This window comes from Streptomyces sp. NPDC020958 (assembly GCF_055562175.1).
In genome coordinates this window covers 84,489-108,739 of record NZ_JBVHFU010000006.1, presented here as the reverse complement: position 1 = coordinate 108,739, position 24,251 = coordinate 84,489, and the positions used below count along the sequence as shown (strand labels likewise).

25 protein-coding genes are annotated in these 24,251 nt (G+C 72.4%); 8 read left to right on the top strand and 17 right to left on the bottom strand.

Going from position 1 to position 24,251, the window contains the following annotated elements:
- The first annotated feature begins 140 nt into the window (after window positions 1-140).
- Complete coding sequence (locus ACZ3KP_RS19740) at window positions 141-743, top strand: hypothetical protein (protein ID WP_467501053.1); 603 nt, start codon at window positions 141-143, stop codon at window positions 741-743.
- A gap of 53 nt (window positions 744-796) precedes the next feature.
- Here the strand turns inward: ACZ3KP_RS19740 and soxR are convergent, their stop codons facing one another.
- On the bottom strand, window positions 797-1,258 hold the full coding sequence (gene soxR, locus ACZ3KP_RS19735; protein WP_358977484.1) for a redox-sensitive transcriptional activator SoxR: 462 nt from the start codon (window positions 1,256-1,258) through the stop codon (window positions 797-799).
- A 122-nt stretch (window positions 1,259-1,380) separates the two neighbouring features.
- Between soxR and ACZ3KP_RS19730 the strand changes: the two genes are divergently transcribed.
- A complete protein-coding gene (locus ACZ3KP_RS19730; protein ID WP_467501052.1) occupies window positions 1,381-1,842 on the top strand; it encodes a MaoC family dehydratase in 462 nt (153 codons plus the stop codon).
- Between the two features lie 125 nt (window positions 1,843-1,967).
- On the opposite strand, the gene ACZ3KP_RS19725 is transcribed toward ACZ3KP_RS19730, so the two are convergent.
- The 3 genes from ACZ3KP_RS19725 to ACZ3KP_RS19715 form a co-directional block, all read right to left on the bottom strand.
- Window positions 1,968-2,591: a TetR/AcrR family transcriptional regulator gene (locus ACZ3KP_RS19725; protein WP_467501051.1), complete on the bottom strand. Its 624-nt coding sequence runs from the start codon at window positions 2,589-2,591 to the stop codon at window positions 1,968-1,970.
- A 100-nt stretch (window positions 2,592-2,691) separates the two neighbouring features.
- Window positions 2,692-2,979 carry a YiaA/YiaB family inner membrane protein gene (locus tag ACZ3KP_RS19720; protein WP_358977479.1) on the bottom strand — a complete coding sequence of 96 codons (288 nt, stop codon included), beginning with the start codon at window positions 2,977-2,979 and terminating at the stop codon, window positions 2,692-2,694.
- Window positions 2,980-3,037: 58 nt separating this feature from the next.
- On the bottom strand, window positions 3,038-4,189 hold the full coding sequence (locus ACZ3KP_RS19715; RefSeq protein ID WP_467501278.1) for an acyl-CoA dehydrogenase family protein: 1,152 nt from the start codon (window positions 4,187-4,189) through the stop codon (window positions 3,038-3,040).
- A 72-nt stretch (window positions 4,190-4,261) separates the two neighbouring features.
- On the opposite strand from ACZ3KP_RS19715, the gene ACZ3KP_RS19710 reads away from it, so the two are divergent.
- Window positions 4,262-4,912 (top strand): TetR/AcrR family transcriptional regulator, encoded by a 651-nt coding sequence (locus ACZ3KP_RS19710; protein ID WP_358977477.1) that lies wholly within the window; start codon window positions 4,262-4,264, stop codon window positions 4,910-4,912.
- A gap of 52 nt (window positions 4,913-4,964) precedes the next feature.
- Here ACZ3KP_RS19710 and ACZ3KP_RS19705 read toward each other — a convergent pair whose 3' ends face one another.
- The 10 genes from ACZ3KP_RS19705 to ACZ3KP_RS19660 form a co-directional block, all read right to left on the bottom strand.
- Window positions 4,965-6,053, bottom strand: a complete 1,089-nt coding sequence (locus ACZ3KP_RS19705; protein WP_467501050.1) for a Zn-dependent alcohol dehydrogenase — start codon at window positions 6,051-6,053, stop codon at window positions 4,965-4,967.
- 13 nt (window positions 6,054-6,066) lie between these two features.
- Window positions 6,067-7,455 carry an aldehyde dehydrogenase family protein gene (locus ACZ3KP_RS19700; protein WP_467501049.1) on the bottom strand — a complete coding sequence of 463 codons (1,389 nt, stop codon included), beginning with the start codon at window positions 7,453-7,455 and terminating at the stop codon, window positions 6,067-6,069.
- A gap of 108 nt (window positions 7,456-7,563) precedes the next feature.
- Window positions 7,564-8,016: a DUF3574 domain-containing protein gene (locus ACZ3KP_RS19695; RefSeq protein WP_467501048.1), complete on the bottom strand. Its 453-nt coding sequence runs from the start codon at window positions 8,014-8,016 to the stop codon at window positions 7,564-7,566.
- Window positions 8,017-8,094: 78 nt separating this feature from the next.
- Window positions 8,095-8,757 (bottom strand): class F sortase, encoded by a 663-nt coding sequence (locus ACZ3KP_RS19690; RefSeq protein WP_467501047.1) that lies wholly within the window; start codon window positions 8,755-8,757, stop codon window positions 8,095-8,097.
- On the bottom strand, window positions 8,744-9,469 hold the full coding sequence (locus tag ACZ3KP_RS19685; RefSeq protein ID WP_467501046.1) for a hypothetical protein: 726 nt from the start codon (window positions 9,467-9,469) through the stop codon (window positions 8,744-8,746). The genes ACZ3KP_RS19690 and ACZ3KP_RS19685 overlap by 14 nt, the downstream gene beginning before the upstream one ends.
- Before the next feature lie 101 nt (window positions 9,470-9,570).
- Window positions 9,571-10,815 carry an MFS transporter gene (locus tag ACZ3KP_RS19680; RefSeq protein WP_467501045.1) on the bottom strand — a complete coding sequence of 415 codons (1,245 nt, stop codon included), beginning with the start codon at window positions 10,813-10,815 and terminating at the stop codon, window positions 9,571-9,573.
- Between the two features lie 35 nt (window positions 10,816-10,850).
- A complete protein-coding gene (locus ACZ3KP_RS19675; RefSeq protein WP_467501044.1) occupies window positions 10,851-12,287 on the bottom strand; it encodes a CitMHS family transporter in 1,437 nt (478 codons plus the stop codon).
- An 87-nt stretch (window positions 12,288-12,374) separates the two neighbouring features.
- Complete coding sequence (locus tag ACZ3KP_RS19670; RefSeq protein ID WP_467501043.1) at window positions 12,375-14,606, bottom strand: molybdopterin oxidoreductase family protein; 2,232 nt, start codon at window positions 14,604-14,606, stop codon at window positions 12,375-12,377.
- 119 nt (window positions 14,607-14,725) lie between these two features.
- Window positions 14,726-15,334 (bottom strand): TetR/AcrR family transcriptional regulator, encoded by a 609-nt coding sequence (locus ACZ3KP_RS19665; RefSeq protein WP_467501042.1) that lies wholly within the window; start codon window positions 15,332-15,334, stop codon window positions 14,726-14,728.
- A 72-nt stretch (window positions 15,335-15,406) separates the two neighbouring features.
- Window positions 15,407-15,961, bottom strand: a complete 555-nt coding sequence (locus ACZ3KP_RS19660; protein ID WP_467501041.1) for a hypothetical protein — start codon at window positions 15,959-15,961, stop codon at window positions 15,407-15,409.
- A 155-nt stretch (window positions 15,962-16,116) separates the two neighbouring features.
- On the opposite strand from ACZ3KP_RS19660, the gene hmgA reads away from it, so the two are divergent.
- From hmgA to ACZ3KP_RS19640, 4 genes are all read left to right on the top strand, one after another.
- A complete protein-coding gene (gene hmgA, locus ACZ3KP_RS19655; protein ID WP_467501040.1) occupies window positions 16,117-17,472 on the top strand; it encodes a homogentisate 1,2-dioxygenase in 1,356 nt (451 codons plus the stop codon).
- 26 nt (window positions 17,473-17,498) lie between these two features.
- Entirely contained in the window at window positions 17,499-18,248 is a 750-nt protein-coding gene (locus ACZ3KP_RS19650) for a GntR family transcriptional regulator (RefSeq protein ID WP_358977453.1), read from the top strand.
- Between the two features lie 12 nt (window positions 18,249-18,260).
- The gene (locus ACZ3KP_RS19645) at window positions 18,261-19,424 is read left to right on the top strand and encodes a type ISP restriction/modification enzyme (protein ID WP_467501039.1); all 1,164 of its coding nucleotides are present in this window, start codon (window positions 18,261-18,263) and stop codon (window positions 19,422-19,424) included.
- Window positions 19,425-19,495: 71 nt separating this feature from the next.
- Complete coding sequence (locus tag ACZ3KP_RS19640; RefSeq protein WP_467501038.1) at window positions 19,496-20,692, top strand: CaiB/BaiF CoA transferase family protein; 1,197 nt, start codon at window positions 19,496-19,498, stop codon at window positions 20,690-20,692.
- 15 nt (window positions 20,693-20,707) lie between these two features.
- Here ACZ3KP_RS19640 and ACZ3KP_RS19635 read toward each other — a convergent pair whose 3' ends face one another.
- The 3 genes from ACZ3KP_RS19635 to ACZ3KP_RS19625 all read right to left on the bottom strand — a co-directional run bounded on the left by ACZ3KP_RS19635 (window position 20,708) and on the right by ACZ3KP_RS19625 (window position 22,446).
- Window positions 20,708-20,977: a hypothetical protein gene (locus tag ACZ3KP_RS19635; RefSeq protein ID WP_467501037.1), complete on the bottom strand. Its 270-nt coding sequence runs from the start codon at window positions 20,975-20,977 to the stop codon at window positions 20,708-20,710.
- A 126-nt stretch (window positions 20,978-21,103) separates the two neighbouring features.
- Window positions 21,104-21,907, bottom strand: a complete 804-nt coding sequence (locus ACZ3KP_RS19630) for an anti-sigma factor (protein ID WP_467501036.1) — start codon at window positions 21,905-21,907, stop codon at window positions 21,104-21,106.
- Window positions 21,904-22,446 (bottom strand): sigma-70 family RNA polymerase sigma factor, encoded by a 543-nt coding sequence (locus ACZ3KP_RS19625; RefSeq protein ID WP_358977444.1) that lies wholly within the window; start codon window positions 22,444-22,446, stop codon window positions 21,904-21,906. Before ACZ3KP_RS19625 ends, ACZ3KP_RS19630 begins: the two co-directional genes overlap by 4 nt.
- Before the next feature lie 207 nt (window positions 22,447-22,653).
- Here ACZ3KP_RS19625 and ACZ3KP_RS19620 point away from each other — a divergent pair, with 207 nt between their 5' ends.
- Window positions 22,654-24,189: a DUF4331 domain-containing protein gene (locus ACZ3KP_RS19620; RefSeq protein WP_467501035.1), complete on the top strand. Its 1,536-nt coding sequence runs from the start codon at window positions 22,654-22,656 to the stop codon at window positions 24,187-24,189.
- The last annotated feature ends 62 nt before the right edge of the window (window positions 24,190-24,251 follow it).

Genomic DNA, 24,251 nt, shown 5'->3' with positions numbered 1-24,251 from the left:
GCGGCCTTATGGGCGGCATCGGAAATCGGATGGAGCCGATTCGAGTGTCGATACGTCTATACGGCAACGTCGCGCGAAGCCCGTGCGGCGACGCCGAAGTGACCGAAGTGCAGGTACAGGTGTGACGGAGGTGCAGGGCGATGGCCGGTTTCCGGAGTATGGCGAGACAGGTGCGAGACCCACGGTGCGATCTGGCGCTGCGGCGTTATTCGCTGCGCAAGTGCCTGGAGCGGTTCGCTCCGTACGGGCACCGCGCGACCTGGGACCATCTGTGTGCGCGGGCCGGGTTCGGTCCTGAGGACCGGTCCCCCGATCCGGTGCGTCTCGTGGGCGCGCTGGACGAGTTGGAGGAGGCGCGGGCGGTCTGGCTCGCCTACGAGGTCGACTTCGCCTCCCGCCGCAAGAAGGAGAAGCACGACGGGCTGCGCCGCCCGGGCAGCGTGGACGACTGGCACCGGCTGACCTGGGGCGGATTCGGCGTGGCCTGGTGCGACGACCCGCGGGTCCATCCCGACGAACCGCTCGCCGAGGTGCTGCGACGGCTGATCGCCGCGCTGGAGCGCGAACCGGGCACGGTCTGCCCGGTGTGCGAAGGGGAGCGCCTCGTCTGGAAGTACGACCTGGACCACGAGCCCTCCGCCGGACCGGTCTGCGCGGACTGCGGGATCCTGGTGCCGCGTCCGGTGCTCACCGCCGAGGCCCTGGCCTACGCCAGGCGCGGGCGGCTGCTCATGTCGGCCTGACCACCGGGGGTGCGCCGGGGATGCCGCACCCCCCTACCGCCCCTCCTCCCGCGCTACGCCCTCTCCTCCGGCAGCAGGCGGGAGCCCGCCCGCCGTGCCCCGAAGGCATCGTGCGGGTTGGACAGGACGCATGTGGCCAGCGACAGGCAGCCGCAGCCGATGCAGTCGGTCAGGTGGTCGCGCAGCCGGTTGAGCTGCCGGATGCGTTCGTCGAGTTCCGCGCGCCACGCCCGCGAGAGACGGGCCCAGTCCTCCCTGGTCGGGGTGCGCTCCTCGGGGAGTTCCGCGAGCGCCTCGCGGATGGTGGCCAGCGGGATGCCGACGCGTTGCGCCGCCCTGACGAAGGCCACGCGGCGGAGTGTGTCGCGGGTGTAGCGGCGCTGGTTGCCGACGGTCCGCCGACTGCTGATGAGCCCCTTGGCCTCGTAGAAGTGCAGTGCGGAGACCGCGGCGCCGCTGCGCGCGGACAACTGGCCGACGCTCAGCTCGTGGATCTCCTCGGGAATCTGCGGCACCCGGCAGAGACTACCCATCGGACGCGGGCCGCGGTCCGTTGACAGCGGCCCCGCGGCCGACCATACTAAGCAGTTGCTTAGACACAGTGAGTGTGACCCGTGCGCGCGAGAGGGCCGGCAACATGGCAGAACCGAGGATCTTCGCTTCCCCCGACGAGCTGAAGGCGGCCGTGGGCGAGCAACTGGGCTTCACCGACTGGGTGGAGGTCGACCAGAAGCGGATCGACCTGTTCGCGGACGCGACGGGCGACCACCAGTGGATCCACGTCGACCCGGAGAAGGCGGCCGCGGGCCCGTTCGGCACGACCATCGCGCACGGCTACCTGACCCTGTCGCTGCTCCCGCTCTTCGGCCCCCAGCTGATCAAGGTCGAGGGCGTCACGATGGGCGTCAACTACGGCACCAACAAGGTCCGTTTCCCCGCCCCCGTGCCGGTCGGCTCGCGCCTGCGCGCCACCGCGACGATCACCGGCGCCGAGGAGGTCACCGGCGGTGTCCAGGTGACCGTCGCGTTCACCGTGGAGCGCGAGGGCGGCGACAAGCCGGTCTGCGTCGCGGAGTCGGTGTCCCGGTACTACGTCTGAGCGGCCCCGCGGCCAGGGCCTGTCTGACCATTCCCGTCGTCGCCCGGAGGGCGGCCTCGCGGCGTCAGGTGCGGCGAGAGTACGTGCATGGCGTCGCGAGGCAGGCGGGAATTTGACGACAGGGCCTAGTGGGCCCCGACCATCCGCAGCACGAGGTCGGCGTAGAGCGCGCCGACCTCCTCGGGGGTCCGGTGGCCGTTCACGTTGAACCAGCGGGCCACGTCGATGCACAGCGACAGCACCGCGAGGGTGGTGCCGTGGACGTCGATCACGTCGAACTCGCCGGCCGCGACGCCCTCCTTGATGATCCCGCGCACCTCCGCGTCCACCTGGCGGCGCAGCGCGAGGATCTCGGCGCGGGCGTCGGGGCCGAGGGCGTCCAGCTCGTACTGCACGACCCGGGCGGTGGTGCGCCGGCCGGCGTGCCAGCGGACGAAGGAGCTGACGGCGTCGGCGAGCCGCTCGGCGGCGGTGCCCTCGCGCCGGGCGGCCGTCCGCAGGATGTCCAGGGCCTTGTCGTGACCGATGCGGCTGATCCGGTGGAGCAGCTCTTCCTTGGTCTTGTAGTGGATGTAGAGCGCGGCCGGGCTCATACCGGCGCGGCCCGCGATGTCACGGGTGGTGGTGGCGTGGTAGCCGCGCTCGGCGAAGGCCTCCACGGCGGCGACCAGCAGGCGCCGGGCCGCGTCAGGGGTGACCTCTTCCCACGGCTCGATCTCGCCGCCGGTCGTGTCCTCCGCCGTACTCATCGCTCGCTCGCCCCTCTCGGTACCGGAGCTCCACCATACCGCCGAAGCTGAGCGAGCGCTTAGCGTGCCCGCTCAGAGCCGTGCGCCGCCCTCGGGGAGGTCAGAGCTTCTCGAAGGGGTCGTGTTCGGCGAGCAGCTTCTCCAGCCGCGCCTGGTCGACCCGGCTGACGATCTGGCCGGCCTCCTGGCGGTCCCGGACGACCTTCGCGAGCGTGAAGGCGGAGGTGACGAGGTAGAGGACGGCGATGCCGAGGAAGCCGCGCACCCAGGCGTCGGCGTGCAGCCTGAGGATGCCGATGAGGGTGGCCGCCATGGCGATGCCGAAGGAGGCGACGGCCTGGCCGTAGAAGGCGGCCGTGTTCTGGTTTCTGACCGGTGTGTCACTCATGGGACGAGCATCGGCGAACGTGGGCCGCGCCACATCCGCCGGGATACTCAGGACGTACTCAGAACGCCGAGACGCCCGTCAGCGCCCGCCCGATGAGCAGTTTCTGGATCTGGCTGGTGCCCTCGTAGAGGGTCATCACCCGGGCGTCGCGCAGGAGTTTGCCCACCGGATACTCGTCGATGTAGCCGTAGCCGCCGAAGACCTGGAGGGCGTTGTTGGCGGCGCGCACGGCGGCCTCCGAGGCGAACAGCTTGGCCTTGGAGGACTCGGTGGCGAACGGCAGCCCGCGGTCGACCAGGTCGGCGACGCGCCAGGTCAGCAGCCGGGCCGCGTCCACGTCGACGGCGATGTCGCTGATGAGTTCCTGGACCAGCTGGTGCCCGGCGATCGGCGTGCCGAACTGCTCCCGCTCCCCCGCGTGGCGCACGGCGGCGTCGAGCGCGGCCTGCGCTATGCCGACGCAGCCCGCGGCCACCGACATCCGCCCCTTGGCGAGCGCGGACATGGCGACCGAGAAACCCTTGCCCTCCGGGCCGAGCATCGCGGCGGCGGGCACCCGGACGTCCTGAAGGACCAGTTCGGCGGTGGCCTGGCCACGCAGACCGAGCTTGCCGTGGACGGCGCGGCGGGTGAGGCCGGGGGTGTCGGCCGGCACCAGGAAGGCGGAGACGCCCCGGTGTCCGGGGGCGTCGGTGGAGCGGGCGAAGAGCAGGACGACGTCGGCCCAGGTGCCGTTGGTGATGAACATCTTGGTGCCGTTGACCACGTAGTGGTCGCCTTCGCGAACGGCACGGGTGGTGAGGTTGCCCGCGTCGGAGCCGGTACCGGGTTCGGTGAGGCCGAAGCAGCCGAGGTGCGCACCGGAGGTCAGCCCCGGCAGCCAGCGCCGCTTCTGCTCCTCGTCGCCCCAGGCGGCGATCGACTTGGCGACGAGCCCGAGGGAGACGGAGACGATCCCGCGGACCGAGGAGTCGCCACGCCCCAGCTCCTCCGTCACCAGGCAGTACGACAGGTGGTCGCCGCCCGAGCCGCCGTACTCCTCGTCGATCGTCAGCCCGAGGAACCCGACCTCGCCGAGCTTCTTCACGATGCCCCGGTCGACCTCCTCGGCCCGGTCCCAGGCGACCACGTGCGGGGCGATCTCGCGCTCGACGAAGTCCCGGGCGAGCCGCCGTACGGCGGTCTGCTCCTCGCCGAGTCCCAGGTTCACCATGCGACCACCCTTTTAGTCATCATTTAATTAGCACTGCTAGTTTATTCGACCGGCCCTACTATGTGCGCCATGGCCCGACCACGCAAGCCCCTCCTCAGCACCGACCGGATCGTCCGGACGGCCCGGGAACTCGTGGACGCGGAGGGGCTGGCCGCCGTGTCCACCCGGCGGCTGGCCGCCGAACTGGGAGTGAGCGGGCCCTCGCTCTACAACCACTTCCGCACCAAGGACGAGATCCTGGAGGCGGTCGCGGACTCGGTCAGCGCACAGGTCGACCTGTCGATGTTCGAGCCCGGCGACGGCCGGGACTGGCGCACGGCCCTGCACGACTGGGCGGTGTCGTACCGGGCCGCGCTGCGCGACCACCCGAACATCGTCCCGGTGCTGGCCCGCGGGCCGGGCCGGCGCCCGGCCGGACTCCGGGTCGCCGACGCGGTGTACGGCGCGATGGTGGACGCGGGGTGGCCGGCGGCGCAGGCGACGTCGATCGGCGCGCTGATGCGGTACTTCGTCATGGGCTCGGCGCTGGGGTCGTTCGCCGGGGGGTTCGTGGACGACGCGAGCGCGTACGATCCGGCCGACTATCCGCATCTGGGCCAGGCCCATCTGCTGGCGGATCAGCAGGAGAAGATCGACGAGCGGGCGTTCGAGACGGGGTTGCGGGCGCTGCTGGACGGGTTGGGCGAGCAGTTCGCGCGGGGGAAGGGCACGACGGGATAGGGGCGGTCCGGCCCGGTCGGCGCCGGCTGCGGGCCGGCACCGAACCGGCCGCTCAGAACACCACCAGCGCCCGGCCGCCCTTGCCGGCGAGCATGTTCTCGAAGGCGTCCGGGATGTCCTCCAGGGTGATCCGTTCCGTGACCAGCGCGCCCAGGTCCAGGCGGCCCGCCCGGACGTGCTCGGCGAGCACCGGCAGATCGCGGGCGGGATCGGAGTTGCCGTAGACGCAGCCGGAGAGGGTGCGGCCCCAGTGGAAGAGCTCCAGGGCGTTGAAGGTGACCTGTTCCGTCCTGCCGCCGATGCCGACCACGGTCGTACGGCCGCCCCGGCGGGTGGACTCCCAGGCCGCGCGGATGCTGACCGCGCGGCCGGCGCACTCCACGGCGACGTCGACGCCCTGTTTCCCGGTGAGGGCGCGGATCGCGCGGGGCGTGGTGTCGGAGGCGACCACGTAGTCCGTGGCGCCCGCCGCCCGCGCCAGGTCCTCCTTCGCCGCCGACACGTCCACGGCGACGATCCTGGACGCGCCCGCGATCCGGGCCGCCTGGACGGTGGCCAGGCCGACCCCGCCGACGCCGAAGACGGCGACGGTCTCGCCCTCGCGCACGCGCGCCGCGTTGTGGACGGCGCCGTAGCCCGTGAGGACCGCGCAGCCGAGGAGGGCCGCGTCGGTGAGCGGGACGCCGGCCGGCAGCGGGAGGACACAGGACTCGGCGACCACGGTCTCCTCGGCGAAGGCCGCCACGTTCAGGCCGGGGTGCAGGTCGGTGCCGTCCGCCGTACGGGCGTGGATGTCGGCGGAGCCGTTCAGGGCGTTGGCGCAGAGCCAGACCTCGCCGAGCGTGCAGGCGTGGCAGCTCCCGCAGGAGGGCGCCCAGTTGAGGACGACGGGGTCGCCGGGTGCCAGCCGGGTGACACCCTCGCCCACGGCGGCCACGGTGCCCGCGCCCTCGTGGCCGAGGACCGCCGGGACCGGCACCCGCATGGTGCCGTCGGAGAGGGAGAGGTCGGAGTGGCAGACACCGGCGGCGGCGAGCCGGACGCGGACCTGTCCGGGGCCGGGGTCCGGGAGCTCGATCCCGGTGACCGTCAGCGGAGCGCCCACGGCGGGCAGTACGGCGGCGCGGACCTGGGAAGCCATCGGTGCGATCTCCTCAGAACTGCAGGGACTTGGTCTGGAGGTACTCGGTGAGACCGTGCGCGCCGAGTTCGCGGCCGACACCCGACTGCTTGTAACCGCCGAACGGGGCGAGGGGGTTGAACCGCCCGCCGTTGATGTCGACCTGCCCGGTCTCCATCCGCCGGGCGAAGGCCACCGCCTCCTCCTCGTCCCCGGCCCAGACCGCGCCCGCGAGGCCGTAGACCGTACCGTTGGCGATGCGCAGGGCGTCCTCCTCGTTCTCGTAGCGCAGGATCGACAGGACCGGGCCGAAGATCTCCTCCTGCGCGATCGTCATCTCGGGCGTGACGTCGGCGAAGACCGTCGGTTGCACGAAGTAACCCTGCTCGCGGGGGGATTCGGGGCCGCCCGCCACCAGCCGGGCGCCCTCCGCGATGCCCTTCTCGATGTAACCGCGCACCCGCGCCCGCTGCTCGGCACTGACGACGGGACCGATCCGCTCCCCGTAGGTGGTGGCGGCGGCCGCGGCCAGCTGCACCGCCTCGTCGTACTGTCCGGAGTGCACCAGCATCCGCGTCCAGGCGCTGCACGTCTGGCCCGAGTTGGACATCACGTTGGCCACCCCGACGTTGACGGCCCTGGCCAGGTCGGCGCTCGGGAGGATGACGTTCGCGGACTTGCCGCCCAGTTCCAGGGCCACCTTCTTGACCGCGGCCCCGGCGGTCGCGCCGATCCGCCTGCCGACGGCCGTGGAGCCGGTGAAGGAGACCAGGTCGACGCCGGGGTGCTCGGCGAGCGCCTGACCGGCGACCGGGCCGAGGCCGGTGACCAGGTTGAACACACCGGCGGGGAAGCCCGCTTCGTGCACCGCCTCCGCGAACAGCTGGGCGGTGAGCGGGGTGTTCTCGGCGGGCTTGAGGACGACCGTGCAGCCGGCGGCGAGCGCCGGGGCCGCCTTCGCGACGATCTGGTGCAGCGGGTAGTTCCAGGGGGTGATCGCGCCGACCACCCCGACCGGCTCCTGGTAGACGGTCGAGTTGCCGACCTTCTCCTCGAAGGTATGGGTGGCGGCCAGTTCGGCGTAGGAGCCCGCGACCGCGATCGGCACGGCCGCGTGCACGGCCCGGGAGAACTTCGGCGGCGCGCCCAGCTCCGCGCCGACCGTCTCGGCGATCTCGTCCTTGCGGGCCGCCAGGACGTCGCGCAGCGCTGCGAGCCGGGCGGCCCGGTCGGCGGGCGGGGTGGCGGCCCAGGCCGGCAGGGCGGCGCGGGCGGCGCGCACGGCGGTGTCGACGTCGAGCACACCACCCGCCGGGACCCGGCCGATGACCTGCTCGTCGGCCGGGTTGACGACCTCGATCACGTCCCGGCTCTCGGCGGCGCGCCACGCGCCGTCGATGTACAGGCCGTCGTGTGCCTTCATGCTGCTTCCTCCTGGCGGGCCGGATCTCCGCCTCACAAACTAGCGGCGATAGTTTTAGCGCGCCAGACATGGCCCGCGCAGACATGGCCCGGGCCGGGGCGGACGGCGTCAGAAGTCGACCCGGGCGTGGGCGTCCACCCTGCCCACGCTCTCCTGCGCGAAGGTCTTCTCGTAGGCCCGCCGGATCTCCTCGATCTTCCGGTCGCCGTCCTTCGCCGCCGACTCGGGATACAGCAGGATCAGTTCGTACGACCGTTCCTTCTCGATGGTCCCGTGCGCGTCCCGCCATTGTCCGCGCCCGTTCTGCACGGTGAGACCGTCGGGGAAGTCCGGGGTGACCTCCTTGTCGACGAAGGCGGTGAACTGCCGGTCGGTGACGGCCGGTCCACCGTCGGGGCGGGCGGTGCCGAAGAACAGCCGGGTCTCCAGGTACGGCTCGCCGCGCGCGGGCGCGGCGGCGGGGCGGCCGTCGGCCAGTGCCGTGTAGGCGGTGGGGGCGCCGGCGAGCAGCAGCCCGGCCAGGGCGAGGGCCGACCGGTCACGGAGAGGTTGCGTGCGCATCTCCCCTTCTTAGGGGGTTCGGTCGGCCCTGCCACCGGTTTCCCGCCGGGTTCACTCGTGGGGGCCCGTACCGCGTGGTCATTCCGTCGCGGTCAGGTGGGCGAAGACCACCACGTTGCTGGTGTAGCCGGTCCGGCGGCTGAAGAGGCCACCGCAGGTGATCACGCGGAGTTCCGGGCGGCGGGTCGGGCCGTACACCTCCTTGTCGGGGAACCCGGCCTTGTCGTAGACCTTCACCCGGTCCACCGTGTAGACGGCGGTCCGCCCGTCCGCGCGGCTGGCCTCGATCCGTTTGCCGGGCTGCACCTGGGCGAGCGCCGCGAAGACCGCGGGTCCGGTTCTGGTGTCGCGGTGGCCGACGGCGACCGCGAGGCCGGACTCGCCCGGCGTGGCGCCCCCCTGGTACCAGCCGATCAGCTTCGGCTTGTCGACGGGCGGGGTCTCCAGCTGCCGCCCCCTGTCGAGCCGGACGCCGGTGACCGGTGCGTCGACGCCCAGGGACGGGATGCGCATCGACGTCGGCCGGGACCTGGGCAGCGGGCGGGGCGGCGGCAGCGGCCTGGCCGCCGTGCGGGCCCCGTCGGACTGCGCGCCCGCCACGGCGTCCCGGCCGCCCGATCCGTCGTCGTGCCCCCCGCACCGGACCAGCGTCACCAAAGCCATCACCAACAGGGCCGTCCTGGCGAGGCGGTAGGCGCGGGTCCGGTACCAGGGCCTGCGTCTGCGCCTACGCGGCGCCATTGGGCCGACGGCGGATCAGCCGGACGTACGCCACGCCACTGGCCGCGACCAGACCCACGGCCGCGGCCGCGGCCACGGGCGAGAACGCGGCCGCCGTGTCGACGAGACCGCCGCCGCCGGCGTGCACACCGCCCTGCGGGCCGTTGTGGTCGTCGCCCTTGCCCCAGCTCGCGTCGTTGTGCTGGTTGTCCTCGATCTGGCCGTTGTGGCCGTTCTGATCGTTCTGACCGTTCTGCCCGTTGGGGCCGTTCTGCCCGTTGGGGCCGTTCTGGCCCGGCGCCCCGTCCTCCTTGCCGTCGTGGCAGTTGAGCCGGAAGACCTTCTCCTTCAACGCGCCGGCCACCACCCAGGTGAGCCGGTACTGCCCGTCCGCCAGCCCCAGCGGATCGGTGTGACCGGCGCCTCCGGCGAGCTGGATGGTGCCCGCGACGGTGGCGGCGGTGGGCAGTGGCGGCTGCGGGGTGATGGTGTAGGCGATGGCGGGCAGGACGTCGAAGTTGACGGCGTCGAGGTAGAACCGGCAGACCACCGGGTCGTCCTTGGAGACGCCGAAGGGCACGCCCACCCGGTGGATCCTGATGTCGCCGTTCTCCCCTTGGGCCACCGCGTTCGGCGCCGCCACCCAGGACGCGCCCGCCGCGGCGAGGGCGGTGAGGACGACGGTGGCACCCGCACGGGAACCGGCGGAGCGTGGAAGTGTGAGGGTGGGCATGCAAGCTCCTCCAAGTTAGACGATTTTCATACAAATCGACCTTTCGCCTGGACTATCACTCACCCACCCCGCGGCCCACGCCATCGAGGCCCGACGCGCCGTCAGATATCGCCCGGGCGGCGCAACACCGGGCGCCCGCGCGTCGTGCGCGGCATCGCACCCTCCTCCCCGGACGGCCCCACGGCTCCCGGAGAGCGCACCGCCACTCCCGCCGACAACAGCAGCAACGCCCCCAGCATCAGGAACGGCGCGGCCGCCCCCGTGACCCCCGCCACCAGACCCGCCGCGGCCGGCGCCGCCACCTGCCCCAGCCGGTTCCCGGTCAGCCGCAGGGCCAGCGCCGTGGACCGGGCACCGTCCGGCGCCGCCTGCACGACCGTCGTCATCGACAGCGGCTGCCCGACACCCAGGCAGAACCCGAGCACGCCGAGCATCAGCCCGAGCACCCACAACGGCACCGGCAGCGCGATCCCCGCACACAGCACCGCCGCCAGGAGACACGTCACGCTCAGCAGCACCGGCCGGCCCAGCCACCTCAGCAGCGGCGTGAGAACCAGCCGGCAGGCGATCGTGGCCCCGGCCCGCACGCTCAGCAGGGCGCCGATCACCGCCGGAGCGATCCCCCGGTGCTCGCCGACCACCGGGAGGTACGCCGTGAGGATGTCGGTCGCGGACAGCACCGAGAGACTGATCAGCATGCCCGCCGGGACCCCCCGGGCGCGCAGGATGCGGCCGACCGCGACGCGCTCGCCGCGCTCCGTACGGGAGGTGACCGCCGTACGGTCCTCGATGCGCCACAGCGACGTCAGCGCGACGGCCGCGCCCGCGCCCGCCACCACGAGTGCGAGCGCGCTGCTGCCCGCCATGTCGGGGGCGCCGATCAGCGCACCGGCCGCGATCGGGCCGACCAGCTGGCCGAGCGACGCCCCGATGGTGAAGTGACCGAAGTTGCGGTCCTGTTCGTGCGCGGCGGACTGGCGGGCCACCAGCGACTGGGCACCGATCACGAAACAGAGGTGGCCGAGGCCCATCACCCCGCTCCACAGGGCCATCGCCCCGAGGGAGCCGGCGAGGCCGCTGAGCGCACAGCCGCCGGATATCAGCACCACGCCGGCCGGCAGCAGGGGCGCGCAGCGGCCGAGGTCGGTACGGCGGCCGAGCGGCACGGCGGCGAACAGCGGGAGCAGCGCGTAGACACCCGCGATGACGCCGACCGCCCGCTCGTCGGCGCCGAGCGCGAGGGCCCGGTAGGAGACGGCGGGCCGGGCCATCGACACCGCCCCCTGCGCGAAGCCGAAGGCGATGACGAGACGGAGCAGCCAGCCGCGGTTCCTGCCAGGCGCCATGGTGAAGTCCTCCCGCCCTGGGTTGCCCGGGTGGCTCAGACGATTCCGAACAGGATCCCTGCCCCGAGCACCACCAGGGATGTCAGGGCGGCCCACTTCACGACGAAGCGGGTGTGGTCCCCGAACTCGACCTTGGCCATGCCGACCAGGACGTAGACGGCGGGGACGAGCGGGCTGGACATGTGCAGCGGCTGGCCGACGATCGAGGCGCGGGCGATCTCCACGGCGGGGACCCCGTGGGCCTGCCCGGCCTCGGCGAGGACCGGGAGGATGCCGAAGTAGAAGCCGTCGTTGGACATGAAGTAGGTCAGCGGGATGCTCAGCACGCCCGTGACGAGGGCCATGTGCGGGCCCATGCCGTCGGGGATGTTGCCGACCAGCCACTCGGCCATGTGGTCGACCATGCCGGTGCCCTGGAGGACGCCGGTGAAGACGGCGGCGGCGAAGACCATGCCGGAGACGTTGAGGACGTTCTCGGCGTGGGCGGCGATCCGGGCCTTCTGGTCCGGCATCTGCGGGAAGTTGACGGTCAGCGCCAGCGCGGCGCCGAGCAGGAACAGCACCGGGATCGGCAGCCACTCCATGATCATGGCGGTGAGCAGGACGACGGTGAGCGCCGCGTTGAACCAGTACAGCCGGGGGCGCAGCGTGTCGCGGTGCGGGTCCAGGCCCTGGAAGGCCTCGTCCTCCCCGGGCGGCTCCGCGTCGGTGCCGGAACCCGAACCGCCCCCGAGCGCCGGGGACTTCCCGGTGCCGGTCCCGGCGCCGACCAGCACGGTCTCCGTCTCCCGCTCCGCCACCAGCGCCTCGTCCAGGGTCAGCACGCCGAGCCGGTTGCGCTCGCGGCGGCCCAGGACGTAGGCGAGGGCGACGACGAAGAGCAGGCCGACGGCGAGCGCCGGGATCATCGGGACGAAGATGTCGCTCGCGTCCAGCTTCAGCGCGGTCGCGGCGCGGGCGGTGGGGCCGCCCCAGGGCAGGGTGTTCATCACGCCGTTGGCCATGGCGGCGACACCGGTCATCACGACCAGGCTCATCTTCAGCCGCTTGTACAGCGGGTACATCGCCGAGACGGTGATCATGAAGGTCGTGGAGCCGTCGCCGTCGAGGGAGACGATCGCGGCGAGCAGGGCCGTGCCGACGACGATCCGCAGCGGGTCGGCCTTGCAGAACCTCAGGATTCCCCTGACGACCGGGTCGAAGAGGCCGACGTCGATCATCACACCGAAGTAGACGATCGCGAACATGAGCATCGCCGCGGTCGGCGCGAGGCTCGTGACGCCGTCGATGACGTAGTCGCCGAGCTTGGCCCCCTTGCCGACGAACACGCAGAACAGCGCGGGGATCAGCACGAGCGCCGCGATCGGCGACATCTTCTTCAGCATGATCAGGACCAGGAAGGTCGCGATCATGGCGAAGCCGAGGATGGTCAGCATGAGTGGAACACCTAACGTTCGCCCTTGAACTCCCACCAGGGCCGGCGGTGCGGACGACGTTAGGTCGCGTCAAACGTCGTTAACAAGACGTTGACATGCGAGCAATAAGCGCAGAATTCCAGGTCACGGCGTTGCGGTCACCTCGACGGGGATGCCGTTGAGCACGGCGTTGCCGGACAGCGGGTCGAGCAGGCTGCCGTCGAGGAGCTGGTTGACGTTGACGCCGGGGACGGTCGCGGCGTGGCCGAGCCGGGTGCCGGGGCGGTCGTGGCCCCAGCCGTGCGGGAGGCTGACGACGCCCTTGCGGACGCCGTCGGTGACCTCGGCGGGGGCGACCACCTCTCCCCCGGCGCCCTTGACGCGCACGTCGGCCCCGTCGCGCACGCCGAGCCGCTCGGCGTCCTCGGGGTGGATCTGCAGGGTGCAGCGGTTGGAGCCGCCGGTGAGGGCGGGCACGTTGTGCATCCAGCTGTTGTTGGAGCGCAGGTGCCGACGGCCGACGAGGACGAGTCCGGCGGGGCGGTCGCCGAGCGCCGCGCGCAGCCGGGGCAGGTCCTCGGCGATGGGCCGCGGCAGCAGTTCGATCCTGCCGCTCCTCGTCTTCAGCGGCTGCGGCAGGCGGGACGCGAGGGGGCCGAGGTCGATGCCGTGCGGGTGGGCCAGCAGCCGCTGGAGGGTGAGCCCGTCGGGCCGGGCGCCGAAGCCGTCGCCGTAGGGGCCGAGGCGCAGCATCATGTCCAGCCGGCGCTCGGGGCCGGTGTCCCCGGTGAGCAGGGCGGCGAGTTCCCCCGGGTCGCGGCCGTGCGCGGGTGAGTGGGCCTCGGTGACCGCCTTGCCCAGGGTCTGGCCGATGACCAGGCCGTCGACGGCGGACGGTTCGGCGCCGTGCATGCCGCCGGCCGCCAGGATCAGCCGGGCCAGGATCTCGGTCTCCGCCATCCGGCCGGGTTCCAGCGGCACGGCGGGGCGGCTGTAGCGGACCTGGTTGCGGACGGCGAGGGTGTTGAAGGCGAAGTCGTGGTGCGGGCTCTGCGAGGGCGGCGGCGGGGGCAGCACGACGTCGGCGTGGCGCGCGGTCTCGTTGAGGTAGGGATCGACGCTGACCATGAAGTCGAGGGAGTCGAGGGCCTTGTCGAGACGGATGCCGTCGGGCGCGGAGAGCACCGGGTTGGTCGCGACGGCGATCAGTGCCCGGATCGGCTCCCCTTCGGCGGTCTCGGTGTCGATCTCCTCGGCGAGCGCGGAGAGCGGCAACTCGCCCTTGGCTTCCGGGTGCCCGCTCACCCGGGAGCGCCAGCGCCCGAGCGCGAAGCCGCGGCCGGGCCCCGCCGGGCGGGGGGTGCGGTCGGTGGCGGCCTGCGGGAAGAGCGCGCCGCCGGGCCGGTCGAGGTTGCCGGTGAGGATGTTGAGGACGTCGACCAGCCAGCTGGCGAGGGTGCCGTGCGGGACGGTGCAGCTGCCGATGCGGCCGTACACGGCGGCGGTGGGGGCGGCGGCGAGTTCACGGGCGAGGACCCGGATCGTGCCGGCGTCCACGTCACAGGCCGGGGCGACCGCGTCAGGGGTGAAGTCGCCCAGGGCCGCGCGGAGTTCGTCGAGGCCTTCGGCGTGCGGGGCGAGGTCGCCGAGGTCCACCAGGCCCTCCGTGAAGAGGACCTGGGCCAGCGCGGCGAGCAACAGGGCGTCCGCGCCGGGCCGGATCGCGATGTGCCGGTCGGCGAGCCGGGCGGTGCGGGTACGGCGCGGGTCGATGACGGTGAGGGTGCCGCCGCGGGCCCTGAGCGCCTTCAGCTTGCCGGGGAAGTCGGGGGCGGTGCACAGACTCCCGTTGGACTCCAGGGGGTTGGCGCCGATGAGGAGGAGGTGGTCGGTGCGGTCCAGGTCGGGCACCGGTATCGCGTTGGCGTCGCCGAAGAGCAGGCCGCTGGAGACGTGCTTGGGCATCTGGTCGACCGTGGACGCGGTGAAGACGCTGCGGGTGCCGAGGGTGGCGAGCAGCACCTGGGGGTAGAGGGCGCCGGCCACGGTGTGCACGTTGGGGTTGCCGAGGACGACGCCGACGGAGTGGGCGCCGTACCGCTCGACGACGGGCCTGATTCCGGCGGCGACCGCGTCGAAGGCCTCCGCCCAGGTGGCCTCGCGCAGTTCGCCGTCCCTGCGGACGAGGGGGGTGCGCAGGCGGTCGGGGTCGGCGTCCACGGCGCCGAAGGAGGCGCCCTTCGGGCAGATGAAGCCCTTGCTGAAGACGTCGTCGCGGTCGCCTCGGGCGCTGGTGACGCGGGTGCCCTCGATGGTGAGGGTGAGGCCGCAGGTCGCCTCGCAGAGGGGGCAGATACGCAGGGCGGTGCGGGGCATGCGGGGCCTCCGGGAGGCTGCGGCGACGGGGGGCGGCCGTACTCGGGGCGAGCATACCGGGCGGTATGCCGATGAGGGAGGGGTGTTGCGCTTCGGGCGCGGGGCGTTCGTGGGGACCGTCAGTCCAGGACTCGGGCGAGGTACGCCCGCAGCAGCTCCCGGGTTTCCGCGATGATCGCCTCGTCGCCCTCCGGGGCCATCCGGAAGGACAGGTGGACCAGGGTGTCGGCCGTCTCCACCGCGACCAGGAACGTGCGGCGCAGCACGTCGTCCGGGGAGCGGCCCAGGTAGGCGGCGAGCAGGTCGGTCAGGCGGTCCGCGACCCTGTGGTTCGGTTCCGCGTGGCGGTCGCCGACCGGGATCTGGTTGCCGAAGTCGACGAGCGAGAAGCCCGGGGCGGTGCGCTTCATCGCCAGGTACTCGTCGAGCACCGCGTCCATCGCGGTGCGCCAGTCGCCCCTCGGCGCGTCCTTCAGCCGCTCCGTGACCCGCTCGGTGTAGCGCTCCAGGTTGCGCAGCGCGAGGGCGTCGGCCATCTGCCGCTTGTTGCCGAAGAAGCGGTACACCGAGCCGATGGGCACCCCGGCGCGCACCGCGACGGCCCGGGTGCTCAGCTCGTCGTAGCCCACCTCGTCGAGGAGGTCGGCGCAGGCGTCGAGGATCCTGGTCAGCCGTTCGGCGCTGCGGCGCTGAACGGGCGCTTTACGGAGCGGGGTCGCTGGGGGCACGGCTTCATGATGCCCTTCCGTAAGAATCAGGTGAAGCTCGCCCCCCGCAACGGCGGCGGAACGCGGGGACGCTCATCCCGTGGGGGCGCCGTTCGCCGTGGGGGTCCCCGCCGACGGGGTCGTCGTCTCGGCGCCGGACGCCGTGACGTCCGCCGTGCTCTCCACCGGCTTGCCCTGCACCGCCCACACCGTGCCGTCGTCCGCGTAGAGCCGGGCGGTGACGTGGTGGGTGCCGTGCGGGACGAGTCCGGCCGGGAGGTGGTACGCCGAGGTGCGCAGCCGGGTCACCAGGCCGCCGTCCACGAAGAGGTAGGCGAGGCCGTGCCCGGCCACCGCGGCCGCCCCGGCGCCGGCCGGGGAGAGCCGGAAGCGGTGCAGGTCGAGCCGGACGTCCCAGCCGCCGGCCGGGTCCGGGGTGACCTCGGTGTCCACCTGGGGCGCCTGCTTCCTGCCGATCTCCCGGTAGTGGCGCCCGCTCTCGTCCGTGTCGTCCAGGATCTTGCCCACCGGTGCGGGCGACCCCGTCCCCGGCCGCTGGTGCGCCTCCCCGATCCCGCACCCCGCCGCCGCGACCAGCAGCAACGCGGGGACCGCGAGTCCGCCCGGCAGTCCACGCTTCGACCACATGCCGGGGAGCGTAGAACAGCGGGCCGCCGGCCGGATCCCCCTGAAGTCGGGTTCCCACCCTCCTCGGGGATGATCCCGGACCCTCTTGCACGGAGCTCCGCGCAATCCTACGGTGATGCATAGGAATCGACGGCCGGCAGGTTGAGGGAGCGATCATGGGCGACGGGGTCACCTCCGGCGCGGACGGGTCCGGGCGCGCGGAGGCCCGGAAGACCGCCGAGCAACTGGCGTACCTCTCCGGGTTCGGCAACGAGCACTCCTCGGAGGCGGTGCCGGGCGCCCTGCCCGAGGGCCGCAACTCCCCGCAGCGCGCCCCGCTCGGCCTGTACGCGGAACAGCTCAGCGGTACGGCCTTCACCGAGCCGCGGGCCCACAACCGCCGCTCCTGGCTCTACCGGATCCACCCCTCGGCCGCCCACCCGGCGTTCACCCGGGTCGCCGACAACGGGGCGGTGCGCACCGCCCCGTTCACGGACCTCGCGGCCGACCCGAACCGGCTGCGCTGGAACCCCCTGCCCCCGCCCCCGGAGGGCACGGACTTCCTCGCCGGCCTGTGGACCCTGGGCGGCAACGGCGACGCGACCCAGCGCACCGGCATGGCCGTGCACCTCTACCACGCCGACGCCTCGATGGAGCGGGTCTTCTCCGACGCGGACGGCGAACTGCTGATCGTCCCGGAGCACGGCGGCCTGCTGCTGCACACGGAGTTCGGTCTCCTGCGGGTGGAACCGGCCCACGTGGCGCTGATCCCCCGGGGTGTCCGCTTCCGTGTGGAGCTGCTGGACGCTTCGGCCCGGGGCTACGTGTGCGAGAACTACGGCGCCCCCTTCCGGCTCCCCGACCTCGGCCCGATCGGCGCCAACGGCCTCGCCAACGCCCGGGACTTCCTGGCCCCCGTCGCCGCCTACGAGGACGCGCCGGGCCCGGTGGAGGTGGTCAACAAGTTCTGCGGGAACCTGTGGACCGCCACCTACGACCACTCCCCCCTGGACGTGGTCGCCTGGCACGGCACCCATGTGCCCTATGTCTACGACCTCCGCCGTTTCAACGTGCTCGGCAGCATCTCGTACGACCACCCCGACCCGTCGATCTTCACCGTGCTGACCTCCCCGTCCGACACCCCCGGCCTGGCGGGCGTCGACTTCGTGGTCTTCGCCCCGCGTTGGCTGGTGGGCGAGAACACCTTCCGGCCGCCGTACTTCCACCGGAACGTGATGAGCGAGTACATGGGCCTGATCGAGGGCGCCTACGACGCGAAGGCGGAGGGCTTCGTGCCGGGCGGTGGCTCGCTGCACAACATGATGTCGGCGCACGGCCCGGACCGGGAGACCTTCGACCGGGCGAGCACGGCCGAGCTGCGGCCCCAGAAGGTGGCGGACGGCCTGGCGTTCATGTTCGAGACCCGCTGGCCGCTGACCCTCACCCCGCAGGCGGCGACCGCCGAACACCTCCAGCGGCGCTACGACGACGTCTGGCAGGGCCTGGAACGCCACTTCCGCCCCTTGCACTGAAGATCCGCCGACGGTACGGATGGCCCGTGACCTCCTTCGCCCCGGACTCGATCGTCCTGAACCGCAAGCTGCCGCTCTGGTACCAGGTGTCGCAGTCGCTGCGCGCCTCGATACTCGGCCGCTCGCCCCGGGACCCGCTCCGGCTGCCCACCGAGGAGAGGCTGGCGGAGCACTACGGCGTGAGCGTGCTGACCATGCGGCAGGCGCTGAAGGAGCTGGAGGACGAGGGCCTGATCAGCCGGCACCGCCGCCGCGGCACGTTCATCGAACCGGACGCCCGGCGGGGCTCCCCGGTCCGGCTCCTCGGCTCGGTGGACGCGATCGTGGCCCAGCAGTCGGGCATGACGGCGGAGCTGCTGGACCACGGCACGGTGCCGGTGACCGGCGAACTCGCCGAGTTCTTCCCGGATCTCGCGGAGGTGACGGCCTACCACCGGCTGCGCAGCGACGAACAGACGGGTGAGCCGACCAACCACGCCCGCAACCACGTCCGCCCCGAACTCGCCGAGCGCATCGCCCCGGAGGACCTGGTCCGGTGGCCGATGACCAAGGTGCTCCGGGACGTCGTGGGCGCGGAGATCAGCCGCATCACGGACACGGTCGAGGCGCGGCTGGCCGACCCGGAGACGGCCCGGCTGCTCCGAGTACCGCTCCTCAGCCCGATCCTGCACTACACGGGCGTCATCTACGACACCGCCGACCGGGTCCTGGACCTGGCGGTCATCCAGTACCGGGGGGACCGTTTCTCCTTCACGGTCACGCTCGACGCCCCCTGAAGTCGTCGTACGATGCCGGGCGTGACGCGCGACGACGCTCCGCCGCTCGCGGACCTCATGCCGTGGTCCGTCGCACCACTACGGCTCGGCCGGGGGTGGCCGACGGCCCCGGACCCGGCAACCCTGAAGAGCCGCTGGGAGACCCTCCTCAGAGCCGACGGCCCCGAACGGGAGACCCTGTTCGAGCCGACGCGCGCCCGGACGGTCCGCTCGGCGGTGCCCCAGCTCCCCGGGCAGCCGACCGGCACGGAGAGGCTGGCACAGGCCGCGGACCCGTTCCCGGACCCGGTCCGCGTCCTGTCCGCCCCCTTCGACGAACAGTGGCTGATCCCGGACCACCGCCTGCTCGACACGGCCCGTCCGGAGCTGTGGCGGGTGGCCGACGACCACCAGGTCTTCGCGGTGGAGTCGGCGGAGTCGGCGGACGGCCTGCCCCTGCTGGCGACCTCCCTGCTGCCGACCCTGCGCGCGGGCCGCATCCGCCCGCTGTACCGGCGCCCCGGCGGCGCGGAACCCAACCTGGCCCCCGGCCTGCTGGACCACCTGACCGGCCGGCTGGGCCGCACCGCCACTCCCCCGGACCTCCTCGCCTGGACCCTGGCGACGGTCCGCGCCGACCTCACCGTCCCGCTCACCGAGGACCCCGGCCTCTGGTCCCACGGCGTGGAGCTGGGCCACCGCGCCCTCTGGCTGCTCCGCCGGCACGGCGAGCGCCCCAAGCTCCCCGGCGGCCGCCGCCCCTACGTCCGGGCCCCGCTGCCGTCCCGCCCCCTCACGATCCGCTACGACCCCGAAGAGGAGGCCCTCCACATCGACGAGGGCCGCATCTCGCCGGTCCCCCCGGAGGCCTGGGACTTCCGGACGGGCGAAACTCGTGTCCTTCAGGCGTGGTTCGCGGCGCGGACGGCGGAGCCGGGCGCCCCCGGGACGCTGGCGGCGATCGTACCGGCGGCCTGGTCCCAGTCCTGGACGTCGGAACTCCTGGAACTGATCACGGTCCTGGCCCTGCTGACGGACGTGCGGTCCCGGCGGGACGAGTTGGAGACCGGCGCGCCGATCACGGCGACGGAACTGAGGGCGGCGGGCGTGCTCCCGCCCCCGGACGCGTCCCGGGGACCGGCGTCGGTCCTGGAGCACCCCGAGGAGGGTCCGGCGGGTCAGCTGACGCTGCTCTGACCGGTCCCGGATTCCTTTGCCGTCACGGGCGCTGCTGACAGATCGGCCGGTCGCGGGACATGATCCGGGCCATGGACCGTCTCCCGCTGCCCCTGGAGGGCATCACCGTCGTCGCCGTCGAGCAGGCCGTGGCCGCGCCGTTCGCCACCCGGCAGCTCGCCGACCTCGGCGCCCGCGTCATCAAGGTGGAACGCGTCGACGGCGGCGACTTCGCGCGCGCCTACGACACCGCCGCGCGCGGGCTCGCCTCGCACTTCGTGTGGTGCAACCGGGGCAAGGAGTCCATCGCGGTGGACCTGAAGGACCCGCGCGGCGCGGACGTCGTGCGCCGGCTCGTCGCGGATGCCGACGTCTTCGTGCAGAACCTGGCGCACGGTGCCGCGGCCCGGCTCGGGCTGGACGCGGCCACGCTGTGCGCCGCCCACCCCCGTCTGGTCGCCGTCGACATCTCGGGGTACGGCGCGTCGGGGCCGTACGCGGGCAGACGCGCGTACGACATGCTCGTGCAGTGCGAGGCGGGGCTGGTGTCGGTGACCGGGACGCCGGAGCAGCCGGTCAAGGCGGGGATCCCGGCGGCGGACATCGCGGCGGCCATGTACGCCTTCTCGGGCGTCCTCGCGGCACTGGTGCGGCGCGGTACGACCGGGCGGGGCGGGCCGGTGGAGGTGTCGATGCTGGAGGCGCTGGCCGAGTGGCTGGGGCATCCGCTGCACCACACGATCCACGACGGGACACCACCGGAGCGCACCGGCCTCGCGCACGCGGTGATCGCGCCGTACGACGCCTATCCGACCGCGGACGGCGCCCGGGTGCTGGTGTCGGTGCAGAACGACCGGGAGTGGCGGCGGCTGGCCGAGCGGGTTCTGGGGCGGCCGGAGCTGGGGGAGGATCCGGGGTTCGCGACGAACGCGGCGCGGGTGGCGAACCGGGCGCGCACCGACGAACTGGTGGGCAGGGCCCTCGGGGCGCTCGGCGCCGAGGAGGCGCTGGCGCGGCTGGAGGCGGCGGGCATCGCGTGCGCGCGGCTGCGGGACCTGACGGAGCTGGCGGAGCATCCGCAACTGGCGGCCCGGGAGCGGTGGCGGGAAGTGGGGTCACCGGTCGGGCCGCTGCGCGCGCTGCTGCCGCCCATCACGCTGCCCGGCGGGGACGGGGCACGGATGGGTGACGTGCCCGCGCTCGGGCAGCACACCGAGGCGCTGCTGCGTGCCGTGGGGATGACGGACGCCGAGTCAGCAGCGCTGCGCCGGGACGGTGTGGTCGCCTGAGCGCGGGCCTTGCGGTCAGTGCCGGTTGCCGCCGAACAGCGAACGGCGCAGCCTGCGCAGCGGTGCGAAGAGCGAGACACGGCTGACCCGTGCGCCCCGGTCGCTGCGCTGTGCGGGTGCCCGCGCGGTCAGCTCACGCATCAGAGACGTCGCCTCGACCGCCTGCTGCTGCGGTATGGCGGGACCCGCCAGCACCGACAGATGGCGGTCGAGGCGCGAACTGGTCGCGCTGCTCCCGCAGGTGATCGCAGGGACCCTCGCCCTGCTGCGTGTTATCTGCTCCATGTCACTCCCCACCCGTACGAGTCCACCCGGCCCGGGCAGGGTAACCCTATCGCCCCGTTGGGGCACCCGTGTATCGCGGTCACAGGATTCACCTTCCCCGCAAGGGTGTTGACGACCCCTCTTCGATCACTCTCCGAATCCGACCGATTTCAGGGCGAGTTGGACAACTGGCTGGCTGGTGGGTTGCGCTGACCCACCGGCAGGCTCGACGGTCACGGCGAGTGACGTCGCGGATTTGACCAGACCCGTGGCCACCAGGGGCGTGTCGGCCTGGAAAAGGCCCAGGGAGCGCGGTTGCGCACGGGGGCGCATCAGCCAGAGTTGATGCACGCGCCCGTTCGGCAGCGCGCCGTATCCGCTGAGCGTGACGATCACCTGCCCCTCCGAAACGGACGCGACCGCTCCGATACTTCGGCCCTGCGCGTCCTCGGCGCCGACCGCGCGGGCGTCGGGCGCGCTCAGAACGTGGGCGATCTCACGCGACTGGGCACGCTCGGCGTCGAGCCGGTCCTGCGTCCGCCCGGCCTGCACCGCGAACAGCGAGGCGACGACCAGCGCGGCGGCGGCCGTGGCGGTGGCGAACGGCACGAACACGGGGCGCGGCCGCCGGCGCTTCGGCGGCGGCTGCACGCCCCAGACGTGCGGCGGCAGACTGGGGACGCGCTCCCGGCCCGGGGCCGGCTCCTGCGGGGTGGCGCGGACGGCGGCCAGCACCCGGTCGCGCATCGCGAGGGGCGGCGGGGCGGCCGTCGACCAGGCGAGCCGTACCGCGTCCTCGGTCAGCGCCTGCACCTCCTCGGCGCACCGGTCGCAGCCCTTGAGGTGCTTCTCGAAGCGGCGCCGCTCGCCGGGCTCCAGGGCGTCCAGGGCGTAGGGCGCCGCCAGGGAGTGCAGGTCCTCGCGGTGCAGCAGGCGGCCGACCAGGCTCACGCCACACCTCCGAGGCAGTCGCGCAGCCGGCTGAGTCCGTCGCGCATCCGGGTCTTGACCGTGCCCAGCGGCAGCTTGAGCCGCTCGGCGACCTCACGGTACGTGTAGCCGTCGTAGTAGGCGAGGGTCACGGACTGGCGCTGCAGGGCGGTGAGCCGGTCCAGGCAGCGGCGCACCCATTCGCGTTCCAGACCGGCCTCCACCGTTTCGGCGACCTGGTCGAAGGCGGTTTCGCCGGCGCGCAGGGCCTCGCGCTGTTCGCGTTCGCCGGCCGCGCGGGCGCTGCGCACCCGGTCGACGGCGCGGCGGTGGGCGAGGGTGAGGATCCAGGAGAGGGCACTGCCCCGACCGGGATCGAACTTGGGTGCCGAGCGCCAGAGTTCGAGGAGCACCTCCTGGGCCACCTCCTCCGACTGGGCGGGATCGCGGACCACGCGCCGTACGAGTCCGAACACCGGACCGGAGACCAGACCGTAGAGGTCCTCGAACGCCTTCTGGTCGCCACCGGCGACGAGCACCAGCAGTTGGTCCGCCTCCACCCCGTCCCTCCTCCTGTGGCCGCACCCGGCCCGTCCTCCCGTATCACGCATTCGCACCTGGACGCACCTCCGGCAGAGGTACGTAAGCGGGGGGCAAAAACGCGGGTCGAGCAGGAAGAAAAGATTTTTTTCTTTCGACCAATCCAAACGGCCCTCCGGGTCCGTATACCCGTCCGTCAAGCAAGTTGGGACCGAGGGACGGACGGCATGACACCTCAAATCTCCAGGAGCGGTGCGCGGCGCAAGGGCCTTGTCACCCTCATCTGTGGGGCACTGGCCACCGGCGGAATCACAGCCGCCAGCGTCGCCGCGCTGGAACCGGGGGTGGCCGCTGCCTCCTCCCACCGGGAAGCCCCCCTCATCTCGGGGACCCCGCAGTACGACAACACGGACCTGTACGCGTTCGTCAGCCCGGACAAGCCCGACACCACCACGATCGTGTCGGACTACATCCCCTTCGAGGAGCCGGCGGGCGGCCCGAACTTCTACCAGTTCGCGGACGACGCCCAGTACGACATCCACATCGACAACAACGGTGACGCGAAGGACGACCTGATCTTCCGTTACACCTTCAAGACACAGATCAAGAACAAGAAGACGTTCCTCTACAACACGGGTGTGGTCGACAACCTGACCGACCCGGACCTGAACGTCACGCAGTCGTACAACCTCGACCTCATCAAGCTCAAGAACGGCAAGCAGCAGTACACGTCGAGGATCGCCAGCGACATCCCGGCGGCCCCGTCGGACGTCGGCAAGGCGTCGATGCCGGACTACGCGAAGCTGCGCTCCCAGGCCATCTACAAGACCACCAACGGCGGCGCGACCTTCGCTGGCCAGGCCGACGACCCGTTCTTCGCCGACCTGCGCGTCTTCGACCTGCTGTACGGCGGCAACCTCTCCGAGGTCGGCAACGACACCCTCAAGGGCTACAACGTCAACACGATCGCCCTCCAGGTGCCGAACGACCTGATCCGGCAGTCGGCGTCACGTCCGACCGTCGGCATCTACGCGACGACCCAGCGCCGGAACGCCCAGGGCTACTACACGCAGGTCTCGCGCCTGGGCAACCCGCTGGTCAACGAGGTCGTCAACCCGCAGAAGGACAAGGACAAGTTCAACGCGTCCCAGCCCAAGGACGACGCGCAGTTCCTGAAGAACGTCACCAACCCGGAACTGCCCAAGCTCATCGAGGCGATCTACCACATCAAGGCGCCGAAGGAACCCCGCAACGACCTCGTCAGCGTGTTCCTCACGGGCGTCAAGGGCCTCAACACCCTCCAGCCGTACGCCACTCCGTCGGAGATGCTCCGCCTGAACACGTCCATCAAGCCCACCGCCAAGCCCAAGCGGCTCGGTGTGCTGGACGGTGACAACGCGGGCTTCCCGAACGGGCGCCGCCTCACCGACGACGTCATCGACGAGGCGCTCCAGGTCATGGAGGGCGAACTGGTCGGTTCCAAGAACGACCTGGGCGACGCGGTCGACAAGAACGACAAGAACTTCGAGAAGTACTTCCCGTACGTGGCCGAGCCGACCTCCGGGTCGCGCGGTCCGCTCGCCAAGGGCACCGGCAGCGGCAGCGGCAGCACCACGAAGAGCGCGCTCGGTGACGCCCTGCCCGGCTCCGGCGGCAGCAACACGACGCTGATCGCGGGATCGGCGGCCGCGGGTGCGGCGGGCGTGCTGCTGATCGGCACCGGGTTCGGCTGGTGGCGCCGCCGGATGCAGCGCCCGTACTAGGGGACGCTTCCCCACCTCACAGACTGGCGCGGCCCGCTCCCTCCCCACCCCCCACGGAAGCG